The sequence below is a fragment of the Citrobacter sp. Cpo032 genome (assembly GCF_030332975.1).
Classification (GTDB): Bacteria; Pseudomonadota; Gammaproteobacteria; order Enterobacterales; family Enterobacteriaceae; genus Citrobacter; species Citrobacter portucalensis.
The window spans coordinates 92,401-115,902 of record NZ_JAOWGU010000031.1 but is presented as its reverse complement, the minus strand read 5'-3'; the positions used below and the strand labels follow the sequence as shown (position 1 = coordinate 115,902).

At 47.2% G+C, this 23,502-nt stretch carries 18 protein-coding genes and 1 pseudogene; 7 read left to right on the top strand and 12 right to left on the bottom strand.

The genetic code is table 11. The annotated features are described in order from the left end of the window. Nucleotides 1-151 precede the first annotated feature (151 nt). Both silE and copM read left to right on the top strand, forming a co-directional pair. Nucleotides 152-583, top strand: coding sequence for a silver-binding protein SilE (silE, locus tag OGY33_RS01220; RefSeq protein WP_286570972.1), 432 nt, complete (start codon nucleotides 152-154; stop codon nucleotides 581-583). A gap of 147 nt (nucleotides 584-730) precedes the next feature. Next, nucleotides 731-1,081 (top strand): CopM family metallochaperone, encoded by a 351-nt coding sequence (gene copM, locus OGY33_RS01215; protein ID WP_000647571.1) that lies wholly within the window; start codon nucleotides 731-733, stop codon nucleotides 1,079-1,081. 168 nt (nucleotides 1,082-1,249) lie between these two features. Here the strand turns inward: copM and OGY33_RS01210 are convergent, their stop codons facing one another. The 8 genes from OGY33_RS01210 to OGY33_RS01175 all read right to left on the bottom strand — a co-directional run bounded on the left by OGY33_RS01210 (nucleotide 1,250) and on the right by OGY33_RS01175 (nucleotide 12,571). Beyond that, complete coding sequence (locus OGY33_RS01210; RefSeq protein ID WP_286570970.1) at nucleotides 1,250-3,076, bottom strand: AAA family ATPase; 1,827 nt, start codon at nucleotides 3,074-3,076, stop codon at nucleotides 1,250-1,252. Between the two features lie 563 nt (nucleotides 3,077-3,639). Beyond that, on the bottom strand, nucleotides 3,640-3,939 hold the full coding sequence (locus OGY33_RS01205; protein WP_001097216.1) for a helix-turn-helix domain-containing protein: 300 nt from the start codon (nucleotides 3,937-3,939) through the stop codon (nucleotides 3,640-3,642). 352 nt (nucleotides 3,940-4,291) lie between these two features. Then, on the bottom strand, nucleotides 4,292-5,218 hold the full coding sequence (locus tag OGY33_RS01200; RefSeq protein ID WP_000262423.1) for a hypothetical protein: 927 nt from the start codon (nucleotides 5,216-5,218) through the stop codon (nucleotides 4,292-4,294). An 11-nt stretch (nucleotides 5,219-5,229) separates the two neighbouring features. Further along, nucleotides 5,230-6,786, bottom strand: coding sequence for a TnsD family Tn7-like transposition protein (locus OGY33_RS01195; protein WP_001353602.1), 1,557 nt, complete (start codon nucleotides 6,784-6,786; stop codon nucleotides 5,230-5,232). 40 nt (nucleotides 6,787-6,826) lie between these two features. Then, nucleotides 6,827-8,275, bottom strand: a complete 1,449-nt coding sequence (locus tag OGY33_RS01190) for an ATP-binding protein (protein ID WP_001049180.1) — start codon at nucleotides 8,273-8,275, stop codon at nucleotides 6,827-6,829. Beyond that, nucleotides 8,275-10,398 carry a TnsB C-terminal domain-containing protein gene (locus OGY33_RS01185; RefSeq protein ID WP_000351437.1) on the bottom strand — a complete coding sequence of 708 codons (2,124 nt, stop codon included), beginning with the start codon at nucleotides 10,396-10,398 and terminating at the stop codon, nucleotides 8,275-8,277. Before OGY33_RS01185 ends, OGY33_RS01190 begins: the two co-directional genes overlap by 1 nt. Further along, a complete protein-coding gene (locus OGY33_RS01180) occupies nucleotides 10,385-11,227 on the bottom strand; it encodes a TnsA endonuclease N-terminal domain-containing protein (RefSeq protein ID WP_000090707.1) in 843 nt (280 codons plus the stop codon). The genes OGY33_RS01185 and OGY33_RS01180 overlap by 14 nt, the downstream gene beginning before the upstream one ends. Nucleotides 11,228-11,341: 114 nt before the next feature. Beyond that, nucleotides 11,342-12,571, bottom strand: a complete 1,230-nt coding sequence (locus OGY33_RS01175) for a BaiN/RdsA family NAD(P)/FAD-dependent oxidoreductase (RefSeq protein ID WP_191238036.1) — start codon at nucleotides 12,569-12,571, stop codon at nucleotides 11,342-11,344. A gap of 229 nt (nucleotides 12,572-12,800) precedes the next feature. On the opposite strand from OGY33_RS01175, the gene pitA reads away from it, so the two are divergent. Beyond that, nucleotides 12,801-14,300 carry an inorganic phosphate transporter PitA gene (gene pitA / locus OGY33_RS01170; RefSeq protein ID WP_003827471.1) on the top strand — a complete coding sequence of 500 codons (1,500 nt, stop codon included), beginning with the start codon at nucleotides 12,801-12,803 and terminating at the stop codon, nucleotides 14,298-14,300. A gap of 64 nt (nucleotides 14,301-14,364) precedes the next feature. Here the strand turns inward: pitA and uspB are convergent, their stop codons facing one another. Beyond that, complete coding sequence (gene uspB, locus OGY33_RS01165; RefSeq protein WP_003023371.1) at nucleotides 14,365-14,700, bottom strand: universal stress protein UspB; 336 nt, start codon at nucleotides 14,698-14,700, stop codon at nucleotides 14,365-14,367. A 393-nt stretch (nucleotides 14,701-15,093) separates the two neighbouring features. On the opposite strand from uspB, the gene uspA reads away from it, so the two are divergent. Then, nucleotides 15,094-15,531, top strand: coding sequence for a universal stress protein UspA (gene uspA, locus OGY33_RS01160; RefSeq protein WP_003023368.1), 438 nt, complete (start codon nucleotides 15,094-15,096; stop codon nucleotides 15,529-15,531). A 281-nt stretch (nucleotides 15,532-15,812) separates the two neighbouring features. After that, nucleotides 15,813-17,285, top strand: a complete 1,473-nt coding sequence (dtpB, locus tag OGY33_RS01155; RefSeq protein ID WP_048215357.1) for a dipeptide/tripeptide permease DtpB — start codon at nucleotides 15,813-15,815, stop codon at nucleotides 17,283-17,285. Between the two features lie 87 nt (nucleotides 17,286-17,372). Here dtpB and OGY33_RS01150 read toward each other — a convergent pair whose 3' ends face one another. Next, a complete protein-coding gene (locus OGY33_RS01150; protein WP_003023361.1) occupies nucleotides 17,373-17,876 on the bottom strand; it encodes an RrF2 family transcriptional regulator in 504 nt (167 codons plus the stop codon). A 232-nt stretch (nucleotides 17,877-18,108) separates the two neighbouring features. Between OGY33_RS01150 and OGY33_RS01145 the strand changes: the two are divergent. Further along, nucleotides 18,109-19,313: pseudogene (locus tag OGY33_RS01145) on the top strand (NAD(P)/FAD-dependent oxidoreductase). Between the two features lie 223 nt (nucleotides 19,314-19,536). Here OGY33_RS01145 and rsmJ read toward each other — a convergent pair. Continuing rightward, a complete protein-coding gene (gene rsmJ, locus OGY33_RS01140; RefSeq protein WP_003827462.1) occupies nucleotides 19,537-20,286 on the bottom strand; it encodes a 16S rRNA (guanine(1516)-N(2))-methyltransferase RsmJ in 750 nt (249 codons plus the stop codon). A gap of 8 nt (nucleotides 20,287-20,294) precedes the next feature. Next, nucleotides 20,295-22,337 carry an oligopeptidase A gene (gene prlC, locus OGY33_RS01135; RefSeq protein ID WP_191238035.1) on the bottom strand — a complete coding sequence of 681 codons (2,043 nt, stop codon included), beginning with the start codon at nucleotides 22,335-22,337 and terminating at the stop codon, nucleotides 20,295-20,297. Nucleotides 22,338-22,545: 208 nt separating this feature from the next. On the opposite strand from prlC, the gene OGY33_RS01130 reads away from it, so the two are divergent. Next, the gene (locus OGY33_RS01130) at nucleotides 22,546-23,388 is read left to right on the top strand and encodes a 23S rRNA (adenine(2030)-N(6))-methyltransferase RlmJ (RefSeq protein WP_048215353.1); all 843 of its coding nucleotides are present in this window, start codon (nucleotides 22,546-22,548) and stop codon (nucleotides 23,386-23,388) included. The last annotated feature ends 114 nt before the right edge of the window (nucleotides 23,389-23,502 follow it).

Sequence of the window (23,502 nt, the reverse complement as noted above, 5' to 3'; positions counted from 1 at the left end):
TTTATCAATATCCGGCGTCAGTGGACGCCAGGAAATGAATATCCAGTCCCCTCCCGGAGAAATAAACACTTCCGAACCTGTTTCAGTTATGGAACTGAAAACACCGGTTGTACTCCCCCGGACATCACTAATTAAGAAATGGAGAGTTATCATGAAAAATATCGTATTAGCATCCTTGCTGGGCTTTGGCTTAATTTCTTCGGCCTGGGCCACTGAAACCGTGAATATCCATGAGCGGGTCAACAATGCACAGGCACCTGCTCACCAGATGCAGTCTGCTGCGGCTCCTGTCGGAATCCAGGGGACTGCACCTCGTATGGCCGGTATGGACCAGCATGAACAGGCCATTATTGCTCATGAAACCATGACGGACGGGTCGGCGGATGCGCACCAGAAAATGGTGGAAAGTCATCAGAGGATGATGGGAAGTCAGACCGTTTCCCCTACCGGGCCGTCGAAGTCATTAGCGGCAATGAATGAGCATGAAAGAGCTGCAGTTGCCCATGAATTTATGAATAACGGTCAGTCTGGCCCACATCAGGCCATGGCCGAAGCGCATCGTCGCATGCTCAGTGCAGGCTGACGGCGAGGGAAGTATCTGTGCTGTCCTTATTTCCTTGATAGATTTTTCCGTAACCGGATATATGGCAACATCTTTGCCCCCTACAGGGGGCATTTTTATCAGATTCTGCTACAGTTAACGGGCATCAACGCTAAAAGGATATTTTTTATGAAAGCCAGAAACACTTTATTTGCAGTATTAATGTTATCCCTACCAGCGATTTCAGCAGAACATTCAGAAATGAAAATGACTGATATGTCTACCTCGGCTTCGTCACAGGAATATATGGCTGGCATGAAAGACATGCATGACAAAATGATGGCTGCCGTAAATGAGTCCGATCCCGACAAGGCTTTTGCGAAAGGCATGGTAGCGCACCATGAAGGGGCAATAGCAATGGCTGAGACCGAGCTCAAATACGGAAAAGATCCGAAAATGAGAAAGCTCGCGCAGGACATCATTAAAGCTCAAAAAGGTGAAATTGAGCAGATGAATAAATGGCTTGATAGTCAAAAGTAAACATTGTAGAAATGTCACGACAAGCGTGATTTTACATCGTTCCTGGGCGCGGGAGTCGGTTAATCTTTATATAATTCAAACCCGATTAATTTCGGGTTTTTACTACTCTGTACTCCGGTCCTTTGTTGAGGACCGGAATATATGCACCTGAGATGCTTATTTAATACATTATCTCGTCATGGATACAATGTCGCTCAGGATCTCAACCAGCTCGCTTCTCTCCTGCGTTCCGTCATGATAGGTTGATCTTGAGATGATTCTTTCTGATGTCATCTGAGGCCAGAATTTATCTAGTACATTATCGGGTTTCATTCCCACAGCCCGGCCGATTATTTTTTTAGCGTCACAGGTGTCCGTAAACGTGACGGCTACACCAGTAATTTCCTCGATAAGATCCGGGCACAGATAGTTTTCTATCTCACGTTTGCGCGTAGCGAAAAATACCTTACCGGCCTCCTCTACTTCTTTTTTACGCTTCTGGATGGACAGAACCTGTGCAGGGTCTCCCCCAATATCGGAGTCCAGAAATACGCACCAGGGAAGCCCCAGATCTTTGGCCAGATTCAATGTAACCCAGTGTTTGACGCTACCACACCCTCCTATGAGGACTGGCACTATTTTCACGTCCTCCAGAGAGGCTGGCAGCGCACCTGACTGTTTTAATGAACTGGCCGCATGCCTCAGGAAAGTAACATCCGACTTTCCCTCTACCAGAACAATCCCCTGCGCCCTTTCCATACCGGTCTCTGGCAGCACCCCCAGGCTTTCAGTGGCTTCCTTCAGCACTGCGTCATCCGGCATTTTTACTACGGGTTCACCCGCCTCATTTCGGGTAACATAACGTACGCCTTCGACAGGGATTAATCCGGCCAGCGCCGGGACATGGGTGGTGACGATAATCTGACGGTGCGGCTGGCCTGCCAGTGCCAGTAACGCTTTCATCAGCATCATCTGATAGTTCGGATGCTGTGACGTTTCAGGCTCCTCTATGGCATAAATCACATTTCTGGGCGTCCCCGCGACATTCTTTTCAGCCTCAGCCCGAAAAAAACTCAACAGGATAAGCCTCCTTATCCCGCTGCCGCGCTTATTGATGGGGATGCCATTTTCCCCGTCCAGGGTGAAATTGAAGGTCCACTTGGGTTTCTCCTTAAATCGTGGAGTCAGTTCACTGGCGAGTTCGGGGGCCATTTCACGTAATTTATCCAGCGTTCTCTGTGCGACATCCAGGACGCTGTCCTGAATCTCATTTTCCAGCGCTGTAATTTTGTCCTGCAGCGCAGCCTGAGCGTCTTTTACGGCCTGCTGTAAGGGGTTTTTAGCTTCGGAATCCCCGTCGCTGCTTTCCCTGTCGGCTTTGAAAATCGCATACGTGGGCAGCAAATCGAGGATCTTACCCCATAATGATTTTGTGTCGGTTCCGAACTCTTTATCGACATCCAGCATAATTTCCGAACAGGTATAGGGGGCTGCGGCTTCCCTGATGGCCTGACGCCATAACGATGCAGTGCGTTTATCCGCCACATTTTTTTCAACTTCTTTTCCCACCGCCTTGAGCTCAGAAATTTTCATGCCCAGTAAATTTCTCAGGGGCTCCTCATCCGGGTGGATGCAGCGGATGCAGGTCTGCTCCGGTTTTCCTGAGGCCGTTGCTTTAAACGTTTTGACGATTTCAAAATTGCCGTCCTCATTCAGCAGATGTTCTGAGGCGAGCGTGGTCTGCACCCTGTCGTCGATCATGATAAAATCGGGCAGGTCATCAAATTCACAGGCTATTTCAAAACGGCCGTCCCCTTCTCTTAGGCTGAAACAGTTCATGTCATTCTTGTCAGCCTTCATTCCTTCTGTTTCAAAAAAAATAGCCAGCGCTTCCAGAAGCGTTGATTTCCCAAAGTCATTACGACCGACAATACCCGTCATGCTTTCATCAATAATGATTTCAGTAGAGTTTCTGTAGCCTCTGAAGTTTTTCAGTTTTAATTTTCTGAGCCGCATATGAAGTCCTGTGTGTAAGAAAGCGTTTTGCTGCAACCTGAATACAAAATATATTTTCAAATGCCTGCCAACAAGCAGGGATAACCGTTATTCAGAATATCTTAACGACATTTCGGGATTATGATCTGGTCGCGCTTTCAGAACTTTACTGCCCCTCAAAACACCGGAAACTAACTTGTGGTTGGTTACATGGCAAAGTTAAAACTCCAGAATCACGGGTAATGATTTCAATGCTTATTATATTTTTTGGAATTGACTCATGAGCTTTATAATTTAAATGATAATAATAACCATTCTTTTATGCGTAATATTTGCTACTGACACTGATGAATTTAAAAGAAGATAGATTTTCATTTACGGATTATTTCCTAAATTCATCGATAATGTGATCGACATAAAATTTTCACTGAAGAATGAAGAGATAATTTAAGGCCGAGCGAAATAGCTCAAAATGGTGTATTTAACATAACAGAAGAAATGAAAGGCTCTATCGCAACCTGATACTTCAGGCCGCTAAGGGGTTAATCTTGTTGAAGAAAAATTAGACCGGGAAGCGCCAGGCGTCACCATTTCTCCCGCCTGGCTGGAAGTGAAGAATAATTGTGCATAGCTCCGTATTCGGGCTTTGCATCTGACAATGGTTCCCTGGATGAAAGTACGATCTCCACTCCAAGGACGCTGAACACCCTAAACAAACGCTCAAAACCCGCACTTGCAGGGTTGGCCTCTAGTCGGGCATAAGTTTGCTGTGTTATACCCAAACGTTCAGAAACATCTTTTTGCGTCAGTCCATTGGCTTTGCGAAAGCCGATTAAAACAGGACGTAACTGATTCAAAGTCTTCAAAGCGTATTGAGTGTTCATAAGTGACCTTCCGTATCGACGAGTTAACAAGCATAACGCAGGGATTTACAGCATATAGGCTGTAATGCTCATTAACAGACTATAGGCTGTAATACGAATCCTGCCAAGATGCGGCATCTTTCAAATACAAGGCCGTATTGGGTAAGCAGTACACCGTTATATAGCACCCCTTGCCCCTTTGCTGGAGAGGGACCCACGTGATCGCAGGTCTTTTAGACGTTGTTGCTAACCGGCATCATACACAGGTGGTAACCCCCAGGGAAACTCTATGAGTGATAATTTATTCCTGCCCCAGTCAAAATATAAAACCTTATCTAACTAGCTTTCTTAGTATTTTATAAATGAAGTGAAATTAGCGAAGAAGTTTTACATTGTAAAGTGAGCAAAAATATTTACCATTCAACTGGCAAAATTTACAATCTGCAGCCCTTAGCCTGAGAAAATGCACATTAACAGAATAATCATCAAGTCCGATAGAGGCATAACTTACGTCCTCAAAAATATCAGAAATAAATGAGTTGAAATTACAAAAATTAACTTCACTTAACATCTTGAACACCGCAGAAATATATCTATCATGCATTATCTTGACTTCGATAACCTTAGATAAACTTGAATGCGACTTACATTTGAAGAGATCAAAGAGAAAGTAAATCAGCATATTTTTATTGTCCGAAATCCATTTTAAAATTTTATTACGTGCACATGGTAATATATACACTGGATTTTTGAAAGGGTTTGAAACGTCAACCACAAGGGAACAATAACCATGAGGATTTATTCCACTTATAATTAAGTCACTAAGTCCTTTCACTGCATTCAAATAGTTATCAAAACAAACCTCATATAAACTGGTACTATGAACTGCACATTTAGATTCAAACAACCATCTATGACGCAGATAACCAATGCCTTTAGAGTGTATATCTTCAACAATACATTTGTGACAGTAACGAATGTTTGAGATGTTTACCAATGGATATGAATTAGTTATGTGAAAATTTTTCCGACAGGCATCTTCAACAGCGTTAAAATACCCGTAAACACCAGAAGATAACGACACTATATTGGAAGTTAGTATATAACCATTTCTAGTGGCAAGAATGTCATATATATCCTGCAAGCTATGCAATTTGTACATATCAATCAGTTCGAAACGAGGAAAGGCATCGTACCTTAGTGCGCCATGCTTTGATATTATGTTCCTGCAATTGGATAAGTTATACATTATCTGTGAACGCAGAAGAAAACTGTGCCACAATTCATTTTCGTAAACCATATAACTCCCTCTTATTTAATTAGTTCCATTTTTCTGAGAAGTATCATTGTCATTGGTAGTTTATCTCTGTATTTCAAAAGCCAGCCATGCCCTCCCAGTAAAGCATCTAGACTTGTAAGTGACATCGAGTACTGCCCCTGAGATAAAACATCATTTATTAATGATGATGAGATAATATCTCTCTCGCTCCAGTCTACTCTTTTATTTTTATAGCATCGTATTGTTTTAGGAAGACAGGAATTAAGCCAGTCACATTCATGTTTATTTAGCCAATAGAAACTTGCATAACAACTTTCTTTGACTAACTTTCGTGTTATAGAAACGGATTGATTATGTATAAATCTTAATATTTTCTGCTTATGACGCCGTCTTAAAGAATCTTTTTTACATTTTTTACGCCATGAGCATAAACCGTAACAAGATGAAATTACAGAGGATACAGCTCCTTCCGATAATGAGTTTTTCTCAGCTATGGATGCCAGACTAAACCCCCTTACAGCCATAGACTTGATAAGCAATTCAGTGAATATATTAATTTTTGTGTTTCGCTTAAACGCCCTCAGGTATTTTTTATAAATAAGTGTTTTAATGTAACATCTGCTGCGACTAAATTCCTTCCCAAGGTTGCTAACACTAGTATTATTTTCAACTATATGAAAACTGTATTTCTTATGACTTTTAAAGATTTCTTTCTTTTTATTAGTACGACTTCCTGCATACGTTGGCCAGCAAGTATTTAACAAACAATAACAAAGCAAAAGATGCTTTGTGGGATGCTGACAACATTTGTCTTTGAGTATAGGCTCCCAGTAATGATAATCAGTTAGGGATGTTGGTATAAGTCCCGATGAACCCTCCCCAAATAACTGGCACTTAGCATAAACATGTGCGTAGAATACATTTTTCTTTAAATTTCCATCCAATGATAATAAATTCAACTTTTTAAGTACATCCATGTAATTGGGGTGTGTAATATCTTTTCTTCTGATTATATTTAGGGACTCATAACAAAACTTAGCAAAATCGAAGTCTATCTCATTGCTAAGTTGTTCTGTATACGAAACAGGAGGCATCAGTCCAATACGTATGTGCGGTGAAGAAGGGACATGGATGCTTTCAAGCGCTACCGGATGCCGATGGCAGGTTGTAACCCCATGAAGCTGATGCGCCAGATGCCAATAAGTAACACCATAATGAAAAGTATCTTCACGAGCGCAAACCGGGCAAAACTTCAATAGTGTGCGCTGCCCTAGTGAAAAATTACTAAGGCGGCACAATCGATTAAGCCTGGCAGGGGTCGTGTTGAAATCCATAATTTCATTACGACTGATTGGTAGTGCCCAGGCAAAAAGAGGGAGTAAAGTCTGTTCATGCCAGAGCTGATCTGCACTTTCGGATGTATGAAGAGAAATAGCCTTTAATCCTGAATTGAGAATTGGATGGACGTTCATATCAGGTTTGTTGAAAATGATCGTTAACAGAGAAGATAGGGACATACCGTACACGGTAGTTGTCCGACAAAACCGGCTGAACAAGGATTCATCAGGCAAAACAGGCAACATTCTCATTTCCCACACCTCTCTTTGACCGTTACGAACTGTTACCTCATTACAATTTATTAAGTGGATCTATATTTATAAGCCCGCAACGCTGAAGAGCATCGTAGGTATTTTTCTTTTCAGCTGTTCTGTTGATAACAAGATCGTGGTCAAGAGACAGTATTTTCTCGTCGAAATTGCGCAAAACCTCGTCTATTTTTCCTACGAATTCCTTGTGCTGTGGCCTGTCTATATCCCCAGGGATCAAAGACTTTAGGGACTTCTCTGCCATGATTTTAGCCGAAGCATCACCCTCATTAGATGCAGAGAGCCATTTAGCTTCCTCATCTTCAGTCGCGGCCCCCGGGAGTGGAGTATCCTTATATTCCTCCGTATGACTCACGAGTACCGGTACAGAGGCCGACAAGACTGCGCCAGTGATGATTTCATTGCCGCTACCGATAACCTTTAATTGTGCCCCCCGATAAATCATCTGAGCCAATCCAATATTGCCTTTAGATAAAATGAATAATTTTTCGTTTAACTCATCATTTAATGGAGTTTCAACATTTGTCCATTGTAATGGCCATAAATAATGAATAAACGATTGCCAGTCTTGTGAATCGTATCTAACATTCTTAATTTTCATGTAACCACCAGACTCTGCCCGCCTGGCAATTCTCATTTTCTTTGTCAGCGTCTCGTCAAAAGGATGATTTCCACAAAAAACCATAGATACCCCCATGGAATCTACAATTTCATGTAAAAAATCAATCAACTTACTCTCACCCCCGGTTCTTGAAAATTTAAGCCTCTGCATTTCATCAATAACAAGGATACCCAAAAATGATGATTTAATTCTTTGTGCAATCTGGCGAGCCAGAGCACCATTTCTAATCTCAGGTGTAGTTCGTTCAATACCAATTGCATCATCTAATTTTTGTAAAATCTCTTCACAAAGGTCTCTCACACTTGAATTGTATGGACAATTAATCTTTACCCATACAATTTGCTTACTGAAGCCGGGAAAAACTCCTTTATAGCTGCTGTGTTCTATAATCTGAGGGAAATGATCCATGACTTGCTCAATCATGGTAGTTTTTCCAGAACCACTCATTCCAACTATCGTAATAGTTTCAGCCTGGGATTTAAAATATCCACTTTCTGGCTCAATATCAGGACGCTCATTTCCATAGTAATGAAGATATTGAATTGTTCCGCTTTTTAAAGGATTACGAGCTGCATAGCTTTCCCTAAGTGCCCGTAAGATCATCTTATAAGCCTGGATAAGATTGGTTTGAGGGCAACGGAATTTCTTTATACGTTCGACATACTGCTCTCTAACATTCGCCGGGGCAGTCCAGCGGATTTTTTCGTCAATTTCGGGGAAATAACTCATTTCCAGAAGTACTTCATCTTCCGTAAGCGCTTCAGGAAGTGCTTCAATTAAGGGATTGCCACGATACTCAGGTAACTCCTGTTCTTTATATATCGCTGAAACGCGCCGTATAAGATTCATTATTCTGCGTCCTCAGTCTTCTTCTTACCTTTTAACCATCTTTGTTTCTCCTCCCGGCCAGGCAAAAGCAGAACATTACTGGATGAAGGAAGTAGGGGTTCAGATCTTCCATTAGCAACATGAGTTCGCCCTAATGAATCAAGTTCATTTTTCCTGTTCTTTTTAATATCTTTACCATGTACCCGGCGAGATTCGTATATTTCATTTAATCTTTCGTTACCTTTCCTGTTAAATTCATCTTTATTATTGATATTGCTGAGCGAATCCAGAGTAAATAAATTAATTTCTTTTTGAGTATCTACCCAATCAGCCATTACATCTGTATCAAGATGAGCTTTCCCTTTAAATACATCTCTTTTCTTAAGTAGGTAATGTTTTTTGAAAATGCTATTTTTGTCAAATCTTACATATATATAATCTACGCAATTGTCATCTATTCTTGCTTCACAAGTGGTTCTTCCAAATACTCTGACACCTGATGCAATTTCAGGATCACATTCATAAAAAAGATTATTGTACTGAATCCCACCGGCGGTAATGTTAGCGTTCACAGGGATTAACAATCGTGCGATCACTTCGTCGGCCCCAACGGCTCTTGCGCTGAATCTCCCGTGCTTTAAGCTTATCATCCAACTATTTTTTGGTGATATTACGAGATCATTTTCAATCAGTAAGGGATTGATATAAGCCAGTTCCTCATACGTTCTCTGATTATGTGCAAGTATCTCCCGAATCAGTAAAGACGTGACCTCCTGAATCGTTAAACAAGCCCTGGATTGCGGTGTTGGCTCTCCTTTAACAATCTTTCCCCTTCGTGTTGTTCCAATAAGCCTATGAATAACCTCATCATTCAGAATGCCGAAACAGCGTTCAACAATGCTTTTTCTGTCGCCTCTACCGACTGGCGCAAACTCAAGTTTTGTCAGGGGGGTCATCTCTTCCTGAGGTTTAAGACCAATCATCTCCCCGTTGTCACACATCAATGTTAATGGAATGTGAGAACAAGGCCAATCATCATCAGTAATAGAGATTCCAAATAATCTACAATATTCTTTTTTTGGCATAAAGCAATTTGCTAACGCTTGTCGGGCGGCTCGCCATGAAGCATGGTATAAAGAAACATGAAGGCCAACAATCATTCTTGTTGCACGATCCACCACTGTATAAATAGTAGGACGCCCAATGACTTTTCGTCTGTTTAAACTCGAAATAAGATGTACATCAGCGACAGTTGAGTCTATTTCGAAAACATCACCCGGCAAAACAGTTGTATTAGCCACACTACCTAAAAGCGCCCGCATTTTGAGGTCTATTTCTTTTTTCGTGTTCTTCTTATTTATCGAGAAATCTTTAGTGAAGAGTTTTTTATTCCAGTATGAAAATTGTTTTAAAGAAGGAACATATGGAGCTCTATTTTCTAGGTTTGCTGTTTTAATTTCATCCCTAAAATACAAATCAATATGTCTCTCTAATGTTTTCTTTATCGTATCTCCGTTAACTTTATAATGATACGTAATGAGAGATTTTCTAATATTATTTATATCTCTTTCATTAAGAATGAAAACACGTGATCGTTCATTAGGTAATGCTCTGTTTTTTTTGGAATTCCCAAGTTTAATTTCATGTTTGATTCTACTTTTCCCAGCGGCGCCACAGTTCGAGAATGCGGGTAGCAATGCATAAATATCCTGCCCATGTCGCCAATACAACGCCAGAAGCGTTCTGATAGTATATTGTGATATTTTTTTATTTCTTGAGTAATCCATTAAAAGGTGCGACTTTTTATGTAATGCATAGTCGAACAGAAACATTCTGTCATCTACAAGATCTTTAATGATATTGTAATTTTCATCTCGCCTTCCTCTGTCTTTATCTGTTAATTCTTTCTCATCTACTAACATATATGAAGGATATATATAATCTTTACAAGTTATGCTATTTGATTCAATATAATATTTAAACATTGAAAATGAGAAAGGGATTGGCTTACCCGTTCTTTCTGATTTTATTTTAAACAAAATTAACAAATCGACCTTTCTGTCAAAATCCAAAACACGGTAAAGTCCCTCTGCAAGCAAATCAGTGCCTTGAGAGAGCCAGACTGAATTCCTAATAATATCCATTTGCGTTCAGTCCTATATAGTGGTCATTGGAAATTATCTTTATCAGACCGGTTTCGAGTATTGGATATGATAAATCAACATTTATCATTTTTAATCCAATCATTGCCTGCAATAACATCATCGCTTCTTGTGCATCTACCCCAAAGATTGATGAAATCATTGCACGTAGTCCTACTATGGGATAAACATCTGGTTTAAGCTTCCATAGGATTTTATCAAGAGGATATTTATCATAAAATTCAGAACCATCTCTTAATACAGAAGTAGCCCAGCAAATGTTTTTACCGACGACGTTATTGAGTTCCGAGCCAACATAAATTTGAAACTCAACATCAATCAACTGCCAAAACATCCTCTCTATTTCAAGTTTTTGGGCTTCGCGTTCAGGTATGCTCTCGTTATGTTTTACTGCTATAGCTTTGTATCGAAGTCCGCCTTCAGGAGTTCTCAAGGTCAGTAAAAAATCGGTTGTCATAACATTCAGAACTTCGACAGGTACTCCTCTTACTCCCCTCACCATAGGATGTTGAAAATGTAGATGATTTGCTATTTGTTGGGTAAGCCGGAGAGGAAAGAGTGGGAATTGTTCCCGGATATCAATCACCGAGTCATTAAACTCAGCCAGATAGAAAAAGTTACTTTCGACAGAAGAAAGGAGATGATGGTTTCGAAACGTCTTAAGGCCAAAGACTATCGAACGGTTTCCACGGGATTTAACGTCCTGAGCTCTAAGCCAGGGCTGATAACTTTGGCCATAGCCCACTCCTATGCCGTCACCTAGCGCATTTTCATAATCCAAATAGGATTTGAGACGCCTACCCCTAGCCATGATCGTACCCTAAAAACGACATTGATACGTACCTATATGTGCATTTTATAGTCTCCAACCCTATAACCACACATTCAGTAAGCATACAACATTAGCGTCGTTTTTTGAGAATGGTTACAACTTTAGTGCTTTGTGTACAACTTTATTGTCCTCGGACAACACCAAATCCTGCGCGCATGCCCAGGCGCTCGACCATGCCCACTGGAAGTTATAGCCTCCCAACCAGCCGGTGACGTCCATCACTTCGCCGATAAAGTAGAGCCCTGGCACTTTGCGGGCTTCCATCGTGCGCGATGACAGCTCGTTGGTATCGACGCCGCCCAACGTGACTTCAGCGGTACGATACCCTTCCGTACCGTTCGGCTGCACCCGCCACTCGGTCAGCGTTTCAACCAGCGTCTGTTGATCGCGCACGTTAAGCTGCTTCAGAGATACGTCAGGAATTTGCCCTAACTGCTGCAGGCATTCCACCAGACGCTTTGGCAACTGCATTGCTAAGGTGTTCTTTAAGCTCTGGTTAGGGTGTGCGCTACGTTGTTCGTCGAGGAAGCTCGCAAGGTCAACATCCGGCAACAAATTAATACTGACAAATTCGCCTGGCTGCCAAAAACTGGAAATCTGCAAAACAGCTGGGCCCGAAAGTCCTCGGTGTGTAAAGAGCAGATTTTCGCGAAATACGGTGCCATCCTCGGCAGTGATAACGGAGGAGACCGACACGCCAGAGAGCACCTGAAGCTGCCCCAGCAGTGGCTTATGCAATGTAAAGGGCACCAGTCCCGCGCGCGTTGGCAACACCTTCAGTCCGAACTGTTCGGCAATTTTATAACCAAACGGCGTTGCCCCCAGACCCGGCATGGAAAGCCCACCGGAAGCGATAACCAGTTTTTTCGTGCCGACCATCATGCCGTTCAGTTCGAGGGTGAAACCTTCATCATCCTGCACCACGCTCAGGACTTCGCTCCGTAACCGCATAGTTACGTTACCTTTTTCACACTCGTCTACCAGCATATCGACAATTTGCTGAGCGGAATCATCGCAGAACAGCTGACCCAGCGTTTTTTCGTGCCAGGCAATACCGTGTTTGCCCACCAGGTCGATAAAATCCCACTGCGTATAGCGTGCCAGTGCCGATTTGCAAAAATGGGGGTTTTGGCTCAAATAGGCGGCCGGTTCGACATAAAGATTGGTAAAGTTGCAGCGTCCCCCGCCAGACATGAGAATCTTGCGTCCTGGCTTTTTACCATTATCAATAAGCAGTACTCGACTACCTGCTTGTCCTGCCTGCGCGGCACAAAACATACCCGCTGCGCCAGCGCCTATAATAACGGTATCAAACCTTTCCACGTTGCGATCCTCTCTAAAAAGCGGGTGTGAATTGTAAAGATTCCTCAGTGGTCGCACCAGCACCAAACTACCGATAAAGGGTATTTAACTGAAATATATAGGATAATTCTTTAGTGGTGTAAAACAAAGCAGGAGACAAATCAAAAAAACTCTATATTTCACTTTGCCCGCGCCGCCAAAGTCACTGATAATGCGCCGCGTTCATGTCCTCAAAATGGCGTAACGTCCTATGCTACATTTGTTTGCTGGCCTGGATTTACATACCGGGCTTTTACTATTGCTTGCTCTGGCTTTTGTGCTGTTCTACGAAGCAATTAACGGCTTCCATGACACAGCCAATGCTGTCGCAACCGTGATCTATACCCGTGCAATGCGTTCGCAATTGGCGGTGGTCATGGCTGCGTTGTTCAACTTCTTTGGTGTTTTGCTGGGTGGTCTCAGCGTGGCGTATGCCATCGTGCATATGCTACCAACGGATCTGCTGCTTAATATGGGATCGTCACATGGCCTTGCCATGGTGTTCTCCATGCTGCTGGCGGCAATTATCTGGAACCTGGGTACCTGGTACTTTGGTTTACCTGCATCCAGCTCCCACACGCTGATTGGCGCCATTATCGGTATTGGTTTAACCAATGCACTGATGACCGGCACCTCGGTGGTGGACGCACTTAACATTCCGAAAGTTATCGGTATTTTTGCTTCGCTTATCATCTCGCCAATTGTTGGTCTGGTGGTTGCAGGCGGTCTTATTTTCATTCTGCGTCGTTACTGGAGCGGTACAAAAAAACGTGCCCGTATCCACCTGACGCCAGCAGAACGTGAAAAGAAAGATGGCAAGAAAAAGCCGCCGTTCTGGACCCGTATTGCACTGATCCTCTCCGCTATCGGCGTAGCGTTCTCTCATGGCGCTAACGACGGGCAGAAAGGCATTGGTCTGGTGATGCTGGTGCTGATTGGCGTAGCGCCTGCAGGCTTCGTGGTGAATATGAATGCTTCCGGTTACGAGATTACCCGTACCCGTGATGCAATCAATAACGTCGAAGTCTTCTTCCAGCAGCGCCCTGACCTGCTTAAACAGGCCACAGGCGTAGACCAGCTGATTCCGTCCCCGACGGACGCGGCACCCGCGACGACGACAGAGTTCCATTGCCACCCGGCGAATACCATCAACGCGCTGGAACGTGCGAAAGGTATGCTGGCGAACCTGGAAACCTACGACAAGTTAAGCGTCGAACAGCGTGGTCAGCTGCGCCGTATTATGCTGTGCATCTCTGATACCACCGATAAAGTGGTTAAGCTGCCTGGCGTAAGCGCTGACGATCAGCGTCTGCTGAAAAAACTGAAAGCCGACATGCTGAGCACCATTGAGTACGCGCCTATCTGGATCATTATGGCCGTCGCACTGGCGCTGGGTATTGGTACGATGATTGGCTGGCGTCGCGTTGCCACCACCATCGGCGAGAAAATCGGTAAGAAAGGCATGACTTATGCCCAGGGGATGTCGGCGCAGATGACCGCCGCAGTCTCTATCGGTCTCGCCAGCTACACCGGTATGCCCGTTTCCACCACCCACGTTCTCTCTTCTTCCGTTGCGGGGACGATGGTTGTTGATGGCGGCGGATTGCAGCGTAAAACGGTAACCAGCATTCTGATGGCCTGGGTCTTCACCCTGCCGGCTGCGATTATTCTTTCCGGGGTGCTGTACTGGCTCTCCCTGAAGCTTATCTAAGCGAATGCACGGTAAAAAAGCGGGTCAGGAAGCTGACCCGCTTTTTTTGTATCTGTTGTTGGCATCAGTGCCAGATAATCAGCGCAACCATGCTGATTAGCACCAAGCCGCATAGCGCGCTGGTGAGAATGAACTGACCGCGAACCCGCTCACAGCGGCGAATAAATTCATCATCATGATGATCGCGGTAACGCTGAGCGTAGATATACCACACCAGACGCATCTGCTTGTTCGGTTGCCCATGCGAGGTAAAAAAGCCCCCTCCATCTACATACTGGTAAAGTAATGGATCGCAACCACGAAGTACCACTAACAGTGCGCGTAGCGAAGAAAAATAGCGCGCCATATTAACAATGCAAACGACACATAAAGCCCAGAATAATGCAATGGTGCTTATCATACCTCCTCCCCGGCGACCCGCCCACGGAACTCCTTTCCGGGACTACCGCTCCCCGATACCCTGCCAAACCATTCAATGAAGAGTGCAGCCGAAACCGTTCGTGTTAGTATCACGCATCCGAACGCCTCTTTAGATAGTGTAGGAGATTAGTTAATTTTTTTGCCATAAGGTTAATCGCTATCAATGCAATTAACTAAAAAATTTGTTTAACTATTTGGCAAGCAAGGCGGATTGACGGATTATCCTGGTCGCTATAATGTAAGGATAGTCCTTATATGGTACGTTTTTTACGACTGGGCTAGCCCCGCGCACAAGGTTCGCAGGACGCGGATGACGCGGCGGCATATAACGCCAGCAGGCTAGTCATCGACAACTTATGGAAGGAGTAACACTATGGCTTATAAACACATTCTTATCGCGGTTGATCTTTCTCCGGAAAGCAAAGTTCTGGTTGAAAAAGCGGTTTCTATGGCGCGACCTTACAATGCTAAAGTCTCCCTTATCCACGTTGACGTAAACTATTCCGACCTGTACACCGGGCTCATCGACGTGAATCTGGGCGACATGCAGAAACGCATTTCTGAAGAAACCCACCACGCGTTAACCGAGCTGTCCACCAATGCAGGCTACCCTATCACCGAAACCCTGAGCGGTAGCGGCGACCTGGGTCAGGTTCTGGTTGATGCCATCAAAAAATACGACATGGATCTGGTCGTCTGTGGTCACCACCAGGATTTCTGGAGCAAACTGATGTCCTCCGCGCGCCAACTGATCAACACCGTCCACGTCGACATGTTGATTGTTCCGCTGCGTGACGACGAAGAAGCATAAAATGCTTGCCGCCGGAAGTTAACCCGGCCCACTGCAAGTCGTTAAGCCTGTAAACGCCCGCCTTCGCGGGCGTTTTTGTTTTTATCATTCGGTCACAATTAGTACATCAATCCAACAAACAAATCATAATTAGTGTGATCAACTAATTGGATCGAAAACTATCTCTATAATACTCTACCCTTGCGGCCAATAACCGCAGTCTATAACAAAATAAGACTTTTTCGGCGCGTTTAAGCATACGCGTTCATACTTTTCGGGATGGCTTTGAAAGGCGATGGAATATGAATAAAACTGCACCTACGGGCTTGCTGCAGCAACCTCGTCCGTTCTTCATGATCTTCTTTGTGGAATTATGGGAACGATTTGGCTATTACGGCGTACAGGGCATCCTGGCGGTATTTTTTGTTAAGCAGCTCGGATTTTCACAAGAACAGGCATTTGTCACCTTTGGTGCCTTTGCCGCACTGGTTTACGGCCTGATCTCGATCGGCGGCTACGTCGGCGACCATCTGTTAGGCACCAAGCGCACGCTGGTACTCGGTGCCATTGTGCTGGCAATCGGCTACTTCATGACCGGGATGTCGCTGCTTAAGCCGGATCTGATCTTTATTGCTTTGGGTACCATTGCCGTTGGTAACGGGCTATTTAAAGCCAACCCGGCAAGCCTGCTGTCAAAATGTTATCCCCCGAAAGACGCCCGTCTGGACGGTGCTTTCACCCTGTTTTATATGTCGATTAACATCGGTTCGCTACTGTCACTGTCGCTGGCGCCGGTGATTGCCGATAAGTTTGGCTACGCTGTGACTTACAACCTGTGCGGAGCCGGACTAATCGTCGCGCTGTTGGTATACTTTGCCTGCCGCGGAATGGTGAAAAATATCGGCTCTGAGCCAGACCATAAGCCGCTGAACTTCCGTAACCTGCTGTACGTGCTGGCCGGTACGGTAGTGATGGTATTTATCTGCGCCTGGCTGATGCACAACGTGCAGATTGCCAACCTGGTGCTGATCGTCCTGTCGATTGCCGTGACCATCATCTTCTTCCGTCAGGCATTCAAACTGGATAAAACCGGGCGCAACAAGATGTTCGTGGCCTTTATCCTGATGCTGGAAGCGGTGGTGTTCTACGTGCTGTACGCGCAGATGCCGACATCGCTAAACTTCTTTGCGATCAATAACGTACACCATGAAATTCTTGGTTTCGCCATCAACCCGGTGAGCTTCCAGGCGCTGAACCCGTTCTGGGTGGTACTGGCGAGTCCGGTACTGGCCGCAATCTATACCCGTCTGGGCAACAAAGGCAAAGATCTGACCATGCCGATGAAATTTACGCTCGGTATGTTCCTGTGCTCATTGGGCTTCCTGACGGCCGCCGCTGCCGGGATGTGGTTTGCCGATGCACAAGGGCTGACGTCGCCGTGGTTTATCGTGCTGGTGTATCTGTTCCAGAGCCTGGGTGAACTGCTGATTAGCGCCCTGGGACTGGCTATGGTCGCCGCTCTCGTGCCACAACACCTGATGGGCTTCATTCTTGGGATGTGGTTCCTGACGCAGGCCGCGGCCTTCCTGATGGGGGGTTATGTCGCCACGTTCACCGCCGTACCAGAGAACATCACCGACCCGCTGCAAACGCTGCCTATCTATACCAACGTCTTCAGTAAGATTGGCCTTGTCACCCTGGCCGTAACGGTTGTTATGGCGATTATGGTGCCATGGCTGAACCGCATGATTAATACGCCGAGCACCGAGCAATAACCTTCAGTGCCGGATGGCGGCTATTGCCCCTATCCGGTCTACATTCAACATGCCCGGTCACCTTGCGCTATCGGGCATTTTCACTCACTACCCTTTACGCGCGTCTATCCACTCCTGAACTTCCACCACAAAAGTGTCCGGCGCTTTACGGTACATTTTGCGCGCCAAGTCCAGAATCGTATGCTGACCGAGCGCTTCTTCCATTCGCTGCTGGGCCATGTCCATTACCGAACGCACGCCACAAATGCCTTCACAGGCCCACTCGGGTGGATGCTCCTCAAATACCGCCAGCCGCTGGCGAATTTCACGACATTCAAAGATGCGCTTATCGCCATCAATAGCATTCACCACATCCAGCACCGTGATGTGTTCAGCGGGTTTAGCTAACTGGAAACCGCCACCTTTGCCTTCAATGCTGCGCACCAGACCCGCTTTGGACAGACGGGTGAAAATTTTTGCCAGATAGTCATACGGTACGCTTTGCAGTTCGGCTATTTCCCGCACGCTCATATCCCGCGCGTCGCCCTTACTGTCGACCATACACATCAGGCTATGAATGCCGTACTCAACTCCCGAACTGTAGAATGCCATTTTCTTATCTCAGCCAAAATGAATCTGAGTTTATTGTAGCTTTTTCATCTCATTCATTCCAGACAGCAAAGTACCCCCTTTTCACAAAACAAATTTAAATACATATTTATCAAACAGATAATCAAGAAACACCACCCTTTAAGGCAAAAAGGAGCTCGATCGCATTGCAATTCATAACTACGACAAATAAAATCCGAGTAAACAATTCGTAGTCACCAGTGAGAAAACCCCAATGCGTAAACAAATTCTGATCGTGGGCGCCGGCTTTGCCGGTATGTGGGCAGCATTAAGCGCCGCACGACTGGCGGATAAACATCAGCAGGCAATTGATATTACAGTAATTGCGCCACAGCCGGAGCTGCGTGTCCGCCCACGCTTTTATGAAAGCGCCGTTCATACGCTGGTCGCACCACTGCAACCGTTGTTTGACGTTACCGGCGTCAACTTCCTGCAAGGTCACGTCGAGCAAATCCTCCCGGACTCTAAAGAGGTGAGCTGGAAAGATGCCAACGGTGACACTCATCTGCGTCGCTATGACCGCCTGGTGCTCGCCAGCGGAAGTCACGTAAACCGCGACGCCGTCGCCGGTGCCGCCGAGCACGCGTTTGACCTCGACCAACTCGAGAGCGCCGCCGTACTGGAGCAGCACATTAATAATCTGGCATTACAACCGGAAAGGAAAGTGAGGCTCGTAATACCGTGGTGGTCTGTGGTGGTGGTTTCACCGGGATAGAGATGGCGCTGGAATTACCGGGTCGTTTGCGCGAAATATTGGGCGCTGATGCTAAGACCAGAGTTGTCGTAGTTGAACGTGGTGCTCAGCCAGGCGGACGCTGGAGCCAGGAATTACGTGACGTGATTATCGAAGCCTCTGCTGAACTAGGCGTCGAGTGGCTGGTCAATGCGGAAGTAGAGTGCGTGGATGCCTCCGGCGTCACGCTGAAAGATGGGCAGGTGATTGCCTCTCAGACGGTTATCTGGACCGTCGGCGTGCAGGCTAATAGCCTGGCAGCACAGATTAACGCCCCGCGCGATCGGCAGGGCCGTCTGCATGTGAATGCCAATCTGCAGGTTGTGGGTCACGATGATATCTACGCCACTGGCGATGTGGCCTATGCCGCCACCGACGACAAAGGCAACCATGCGTTAATGACCTGTCAGCACGCGATTTTGTTGGGTAAATTTGCCGGTAATAACGCCGCGGCGGACCTGTTGGACGTAACACCATTGCCATATCGTCAGGAAAACTACGTCACCTGCCTGGATCTTGGTGCCTGGGGTGCGGTGTATAGCGAAGGATGGGATCAGCAGGTGAAACTGACGCGCGCAGAAGCGAAGAAGCTGAAGGTGTCGATTGTCAGCGAGCTGATTTACCCACCGAAAGCAGACCGAGCAGTAGCATTTGAGATTGCCGACCCGCTGGCACCGTTTGTTTAATAGGTTATGCCGGATGCGGCTAACGCTTTATCCGGCCTACAAAGACACGCTGCCGTAGGCCTGATAAGCGCAGCGCATCAGGCAGTTCAGCGCATCAATCCGGATGCGGCTAACGCCTTATCCGGCCTACAAAGACACGCTGCCGTAGGCCTGATAAGCGTAGCGCATCAGGCAGTTCAGCGCACCAAGCCGGATGCGGCTAACGCCTTATCCGGCCTACAAACTATGCTGTCCCAGCGTAGATATCAAACCGATGCCCTTTCGTGACTACCGCGTTCGGCGTGGCGACATCCGCCAGCGGCGGCGCGTAGTCTGGGCGCTTCACCACCACACGTTTGGTGGCCAACTGACGCGCAGGCTCCAGCAGCCCATCCGCATCTAAATCCGGCCCCACCAGCGACTGAAACACCCGCATTTCTTTTTTCACCAGCGCGCTTTTCTGCTTATGTGGAAACATCGGATCGAGGTACACCACCTGCGGGCGCGGCGTGATATCGGTTAACGCCGTCAGACTCGACGCATGGATCAGCTGTAAACGTTCCTGCAGCCACGGACCGATTTCCGGGTCGGCATAGCCGCGCGCCAGGCCATCATCAAGCAGCGCCGCCACTACCGGATTACGTTCCAGCATTCTTACGCGGCAGCCTACCGAGGCCAGTACAAACGCATCGCGCCCCAGCCCAGCTGTCGCATCGACCACATCCGGCAGGTAATCGCCTTTAATGCCAACAGCCTTCGCCACCGCTTCACCGCGTCCACCGCCAAATTTGCGCCGATGGGCCATCGCACCGCCCACGAAATCCACGAAGATACCGCCGAGTTTGGGTTCATCACGTTTGCGCAGTTCCAGATGTTCCGGCGTCATCACCAGCGCCATCAGGTTATCTTCATCGTGTTCCAGTCCCCAGCGGGCGGCAAGAACAGATAAGGCGCCGTCTCCGGCGCCTGTTTCATCTACTAAGCAGATTTTCACGTGAATAATCAGCCTTTGATCCCGTAATGCTCCAGCATTGCATCCAGCTGTGGCTCACGGCCACGGAAGCGCTTGAACAGTTCCATCGGCTCTTCAGAACCGCCACGGGTGAGGATGTTATCGAGGAACGATTGTCCGGTTTGACGGTTGAAAATCCCTTCATCTTCGAAGCGAGAGAAGGCATCTGCCGCCAGTACGTCTGCCCACAGATAGCTGTAGTAACCCGCTGCGTAGCCACCAGCAAAAATGTGGCTGAAGGCATGCGGGAAGCGGCCCCACGTTGGGCCCGGCACCACGGCGACCTGTTTTTTAATTTCCGCCAGCGTCTCGAGGATTTTAGCCCCTTGCTGCGGGTTAAACTCCGCGTGCAGACGGAAATCAAACAGACCGAACTCCAGTTGACGCAGAATAAACAGCGCTGCCTGGTAGTTTTTCGCCGCCAGCATTTTATCCAGCAGTTCCTTCGGCAGCGGTTCACCGGTCTCAAAGTGACCAGAGATAAACGCCAACGCTTCCGGCTCCCAACACCAGTTCTCCATAAACTGGCTCGGCAGTTCGACCGCATCCCATGGCACACCGTTGATACCGGAAACCCCCGCAGTTTCAATACGAGTCAGCATATGGTGCAGACCATGGCCGAACTCGTGGAACAGGGTGATCACTTCGTCGTGGGTGAACAGCGCCGGTTTGCCGTTCACCGGACGGTTAAAGTTACAGGTCAGGTAAGCGACCGGCTTTTGCAATGTGCCGTCTGTCTTACGCATCTGGCCGACACAGTCGTCCATCCACGCCCCACCGCGTTTGTGTTCACGGGCATACAGATCAAGATAGAAGCTGCCGCGCAGCTCGTTGTTTTCGTCGTACAGCTCGAAGAAACGAACTTCCGGATGCCAGACGTCCACATCGGTGCGCTCTTTGGCGGTGATGCCATAAATACGTTTAACCACTTCAAACAGACCGTTAACAGCTTTGTTTTCCGGGAAGTAAGGACGCAGCTGCTCGTCGCTGATGCTGTAGAGGTGCTGTTTTTGTTTCTCGCTGTAGTAAGCGATATCCCACGGCTGCAGCTCATCAACACCAAATTCCGCTTTCGCGAAGGCGCGCAGCTGAGCCAGCTCTTTCTCACCCTGCGGACGGGCACGTTTCGCCAGGTCAGTCAGGAAGTCGAGTACCTGCTGCGGGTTCTCCGCCATTTTGGTAGCCAGAGATTTAAAGGCGTAGCTTTCAAAGCCCAGCAGTTGTGCCAGTTCGTGGCGCAGCGCGAGGATCTCTTCCATTATCGGGCTGTTGTCCCATTTGCCCGCGTTTGGCCCCTGGTCAGATGCGCGCGTGGAGTATGCACGATACATCTCTTCACGCAGCCCCTGGTTATCACAGTAGGTCATCACCGGCAGGTAGCTTGGGATATCCAGGGTTAACAGATAGCCTTCCTGCTCTTTGGCTTCAGCCTGCGCTTTTGCGGCGGCCAGCGCGCTTTCCGGCATCCCGGCAAGTTCCGCTTCGTCGGTCACCAGCTTGGTCCAGCCCATCGTAGCATCGAGGACGTTATTGCTATACAGGTTGCCAAGCTCAGACAAGCGGGTGGCAATCTCACCATAGCGCTGCTGTTTTTCCTTCGGCAGACCAATACCAGAAAGCTCAAAATCACGCAGCGCGTTATCAACCGCTTTTTTCTGTGCGGTGTTCAGGGTGGCGTAATGATCGCCATCACGCAGGTCACGGTACGCTTTGTACAGGCCTTCATGTTGTCCAACCCAGGTGCTGTATTCAGACAGCAGCGGCAGCGTTTGTTCGTAGGCTTCACGCAGTTCCGGGCTGTTTTTCACCGAGTTCAGGTGGCTAACCGGAGAGAAAATACGCCCCAGCACATCGTCGACTTCTGCCAACGGCTGGCAGAGATTTTCCCAGGTGTACGGCGCGCCCTGCGCAACCACGCGCTCAACATTTTCACGGCAATCGTTCAGCGCCTTAGTGACGGCAGGCACAACGTGCTCTGGCTGAATTTTAGAAAACGGCGGCAGTTCGAAGGGAGTCAGCAATGGATTGGTCATTAGCGCGGTCCTGTTGAAAAGAGTGAATGAAGCGCGTATCCGGCGCTGTGCATATTAATTTGTACAATGGGGTTAAGTGTAGAGGATTTCAATGCTAACCGTGATGGAAAGACGCCCGGTGGCGCTGCGCTTACCGGGCCTACGGGTAATCTGTGCCGATCTGCTGTAAACTGTGGCAAATCGTCATTTCAGCGGAATTTCATTACCCATGCTCAGTTATCGCCACAGTTATCACGCAGGCAACCACGCCGACGTCCTTAAACATACCGTTCAGAGCCTGATCATCGAGTCGCTCAAAGAGAAAGAAAAACCGTTTCTCTATCTGGACACCCATGCTGGCGCAGGCCGTTATCAGCTGAGCAGTGAGCATGCCGAACGTACCGGTGAATACCTTGAAGGTATCGCCCGTATCTGGCAGCAGGACGATTTGCCTGCCGAACTGGAACCCTACATTGGCGTAGTGCAACACTTCAACCGTAGCGGTCAGCTGCGCTACTACCCGGGCTCTCCGTTAATTGCTCGCCAGCTGCTGCGCGAACAGGACAGTCTGCAATTAACTGAACTGCACCCGAGCGACTTCCCTCTGCTGCGCGGCGAATTCCAGAAAGATGAGCGCGCTCGCGTGGCCAAAGCCGACGGTTATCAGCAGCTGAAAGCAAAATTACCGCCGGTTTCCCGTCGTGGGTTGATCCTTATCGATCCGCCATACGAAATCAAAAGCGACTACCAGGCAGTAGTGGCCGGTATTAACGAAGGCTACAAACGTTTCGCGACCGGCACCTATGCGTTGTGGTATCCGGTGGTTCTGCGCCAACAAATCAAGCGCATGATCCACGATCTGGAAGACACCGGTATCCGCAAAATTCTGCAAATTGAGCTGGCGGTGCGCCCGGACAGCGATCAGCGTGGCATGACGGCGTCCGGCATGATTGTGATTAACCCGCCGTGGAAGCTGGAGCAGCAGATGAACAACGTCCTGCCGTGGTTACACAGCAAACTGGTTCCGACAGGAACCGGTCATACTTCAGTCAACTGGATCGTCCCTGAGTAATCACAAATATCAGTGGAACCTATCAGGCGGTGTCATACAATTACGGCCATCACCGACGATGTTTGTTAGTCCTGATAAGTACGATATTGTCAGGTAATCATTCACAGAACAGTT

Excerpts from the sequence above, each read along its gene's own strand:
- OGY33_RS01205 (WP_001097216.1), bottom strand. The coding sequence starts at position 3,939 with ATGAACACTCAATACGCTTTGAAGACTTTGAATCAGTTACGTCCTGTT.
- OGY33_RS01210 (WP_286570970.1), bottom strand. The coding sequence starts at position 3,076 with ATGCGGCTCAGAAAATTAAAACTGAAAAACTTCAGAGGCTACAGAAAC.
- prlC (WP_191238035.1), bottom strand. The coding sequence starts at position 22,337 with ATGACCAATCCATTGCTGACTCCCTTCGAACTGCCGCCGTTTTCTAAA.
- uspB (WP_003023371.1), bottom strand. The coding sequence starts at position 14,700 with ATGATAAGCACCATTGCATTATTCTGGGCTTTATGTGTCGTTTGCATT.
- silE (WP_286570972.1), top strand. The coding sequence starts at position 152 with ATGAAAAATATCGTATTAGCATCCTTGCTGGGCTTTGGCTTAATTTCT.
- OGY33_RS01195 (WP_001353602.1), bottom strand. The coding sequence starts at position 6,786 with ATGAGAATGTTGCCTGTTTTGCCTGATGAATCCTTGTTCAGCCGGTTT.
- OGY33_RS01185 (WP_000351437.1), bottom strand. The coding sequence starts at position 10,398 with ATGGATATTATTAGGAATTCAGTCTGGCTCTCTCAAGGCACTGATTTG.
- OGY33_RS01180 (WP_000090707.1), bottom strand. The coding sequence starts at position 11,227 with ATGGCTAGGGGTAGGCGTCTCAAATCCTATTTGGATTATGAAAATGCG.
- uspA (WP_003023368.1), top strand. The coding sequence starts at position 15,094 with ATGGCTTATAAACACATTCTTATCGCGGTTGATCTTTCTCCGGAAAGC.
- dtpB (WP_048215357.1), top strand. The coding sequence starts at position 15,813 with ATGAATAAAACTGCACCTACGGGCTTGCTGCAGCAACCTCGTCCGTTC.
- OGY33_RS01200 (WP_000262423.1), bottom strand. The coding sequence starts at position 5,218 with ATGGTTTACGAAAATGAATTGTGGCACAGTTTTCTTCTGCGTTCACAG.
- copM (WP_000647571.1), top strand. The coding sequence starts at position 731 with ATGAAAGCCAGAAACACTTTATTTGCAGTATTAATGTTATCCCTACCA.
- OGY33_RS01150 (WP_003023361.1), bottom strand. The coding sequence starts at position 17,876 with ATGGCATTCTACAGTTCGGGAGTTGAGTACGGCATTCATAGCCTGATG.
- OGY33_RS01190 (WP_001049180.1), bottom strand. The coding sequence starts at position 8,275 with ATGAATCTTATACGGCGCGTTTCAGCGATATATAAAGAACAGGAGTTA.
- OGY33_RS01130 (WP_048215353.1), top strand. The coding sequence starts at position 22,546 with ATGCTCAGTTATCGCCACAGTTATCACGCAGGCAACCACGCCGACGTC.
- pitA (WP_003827471.1), top strand. The coding sequence starts at position 12,801 with ATGCTACATTTGTTTGCTGGCCTGGATTTACATACCGGGCTTTTACTA.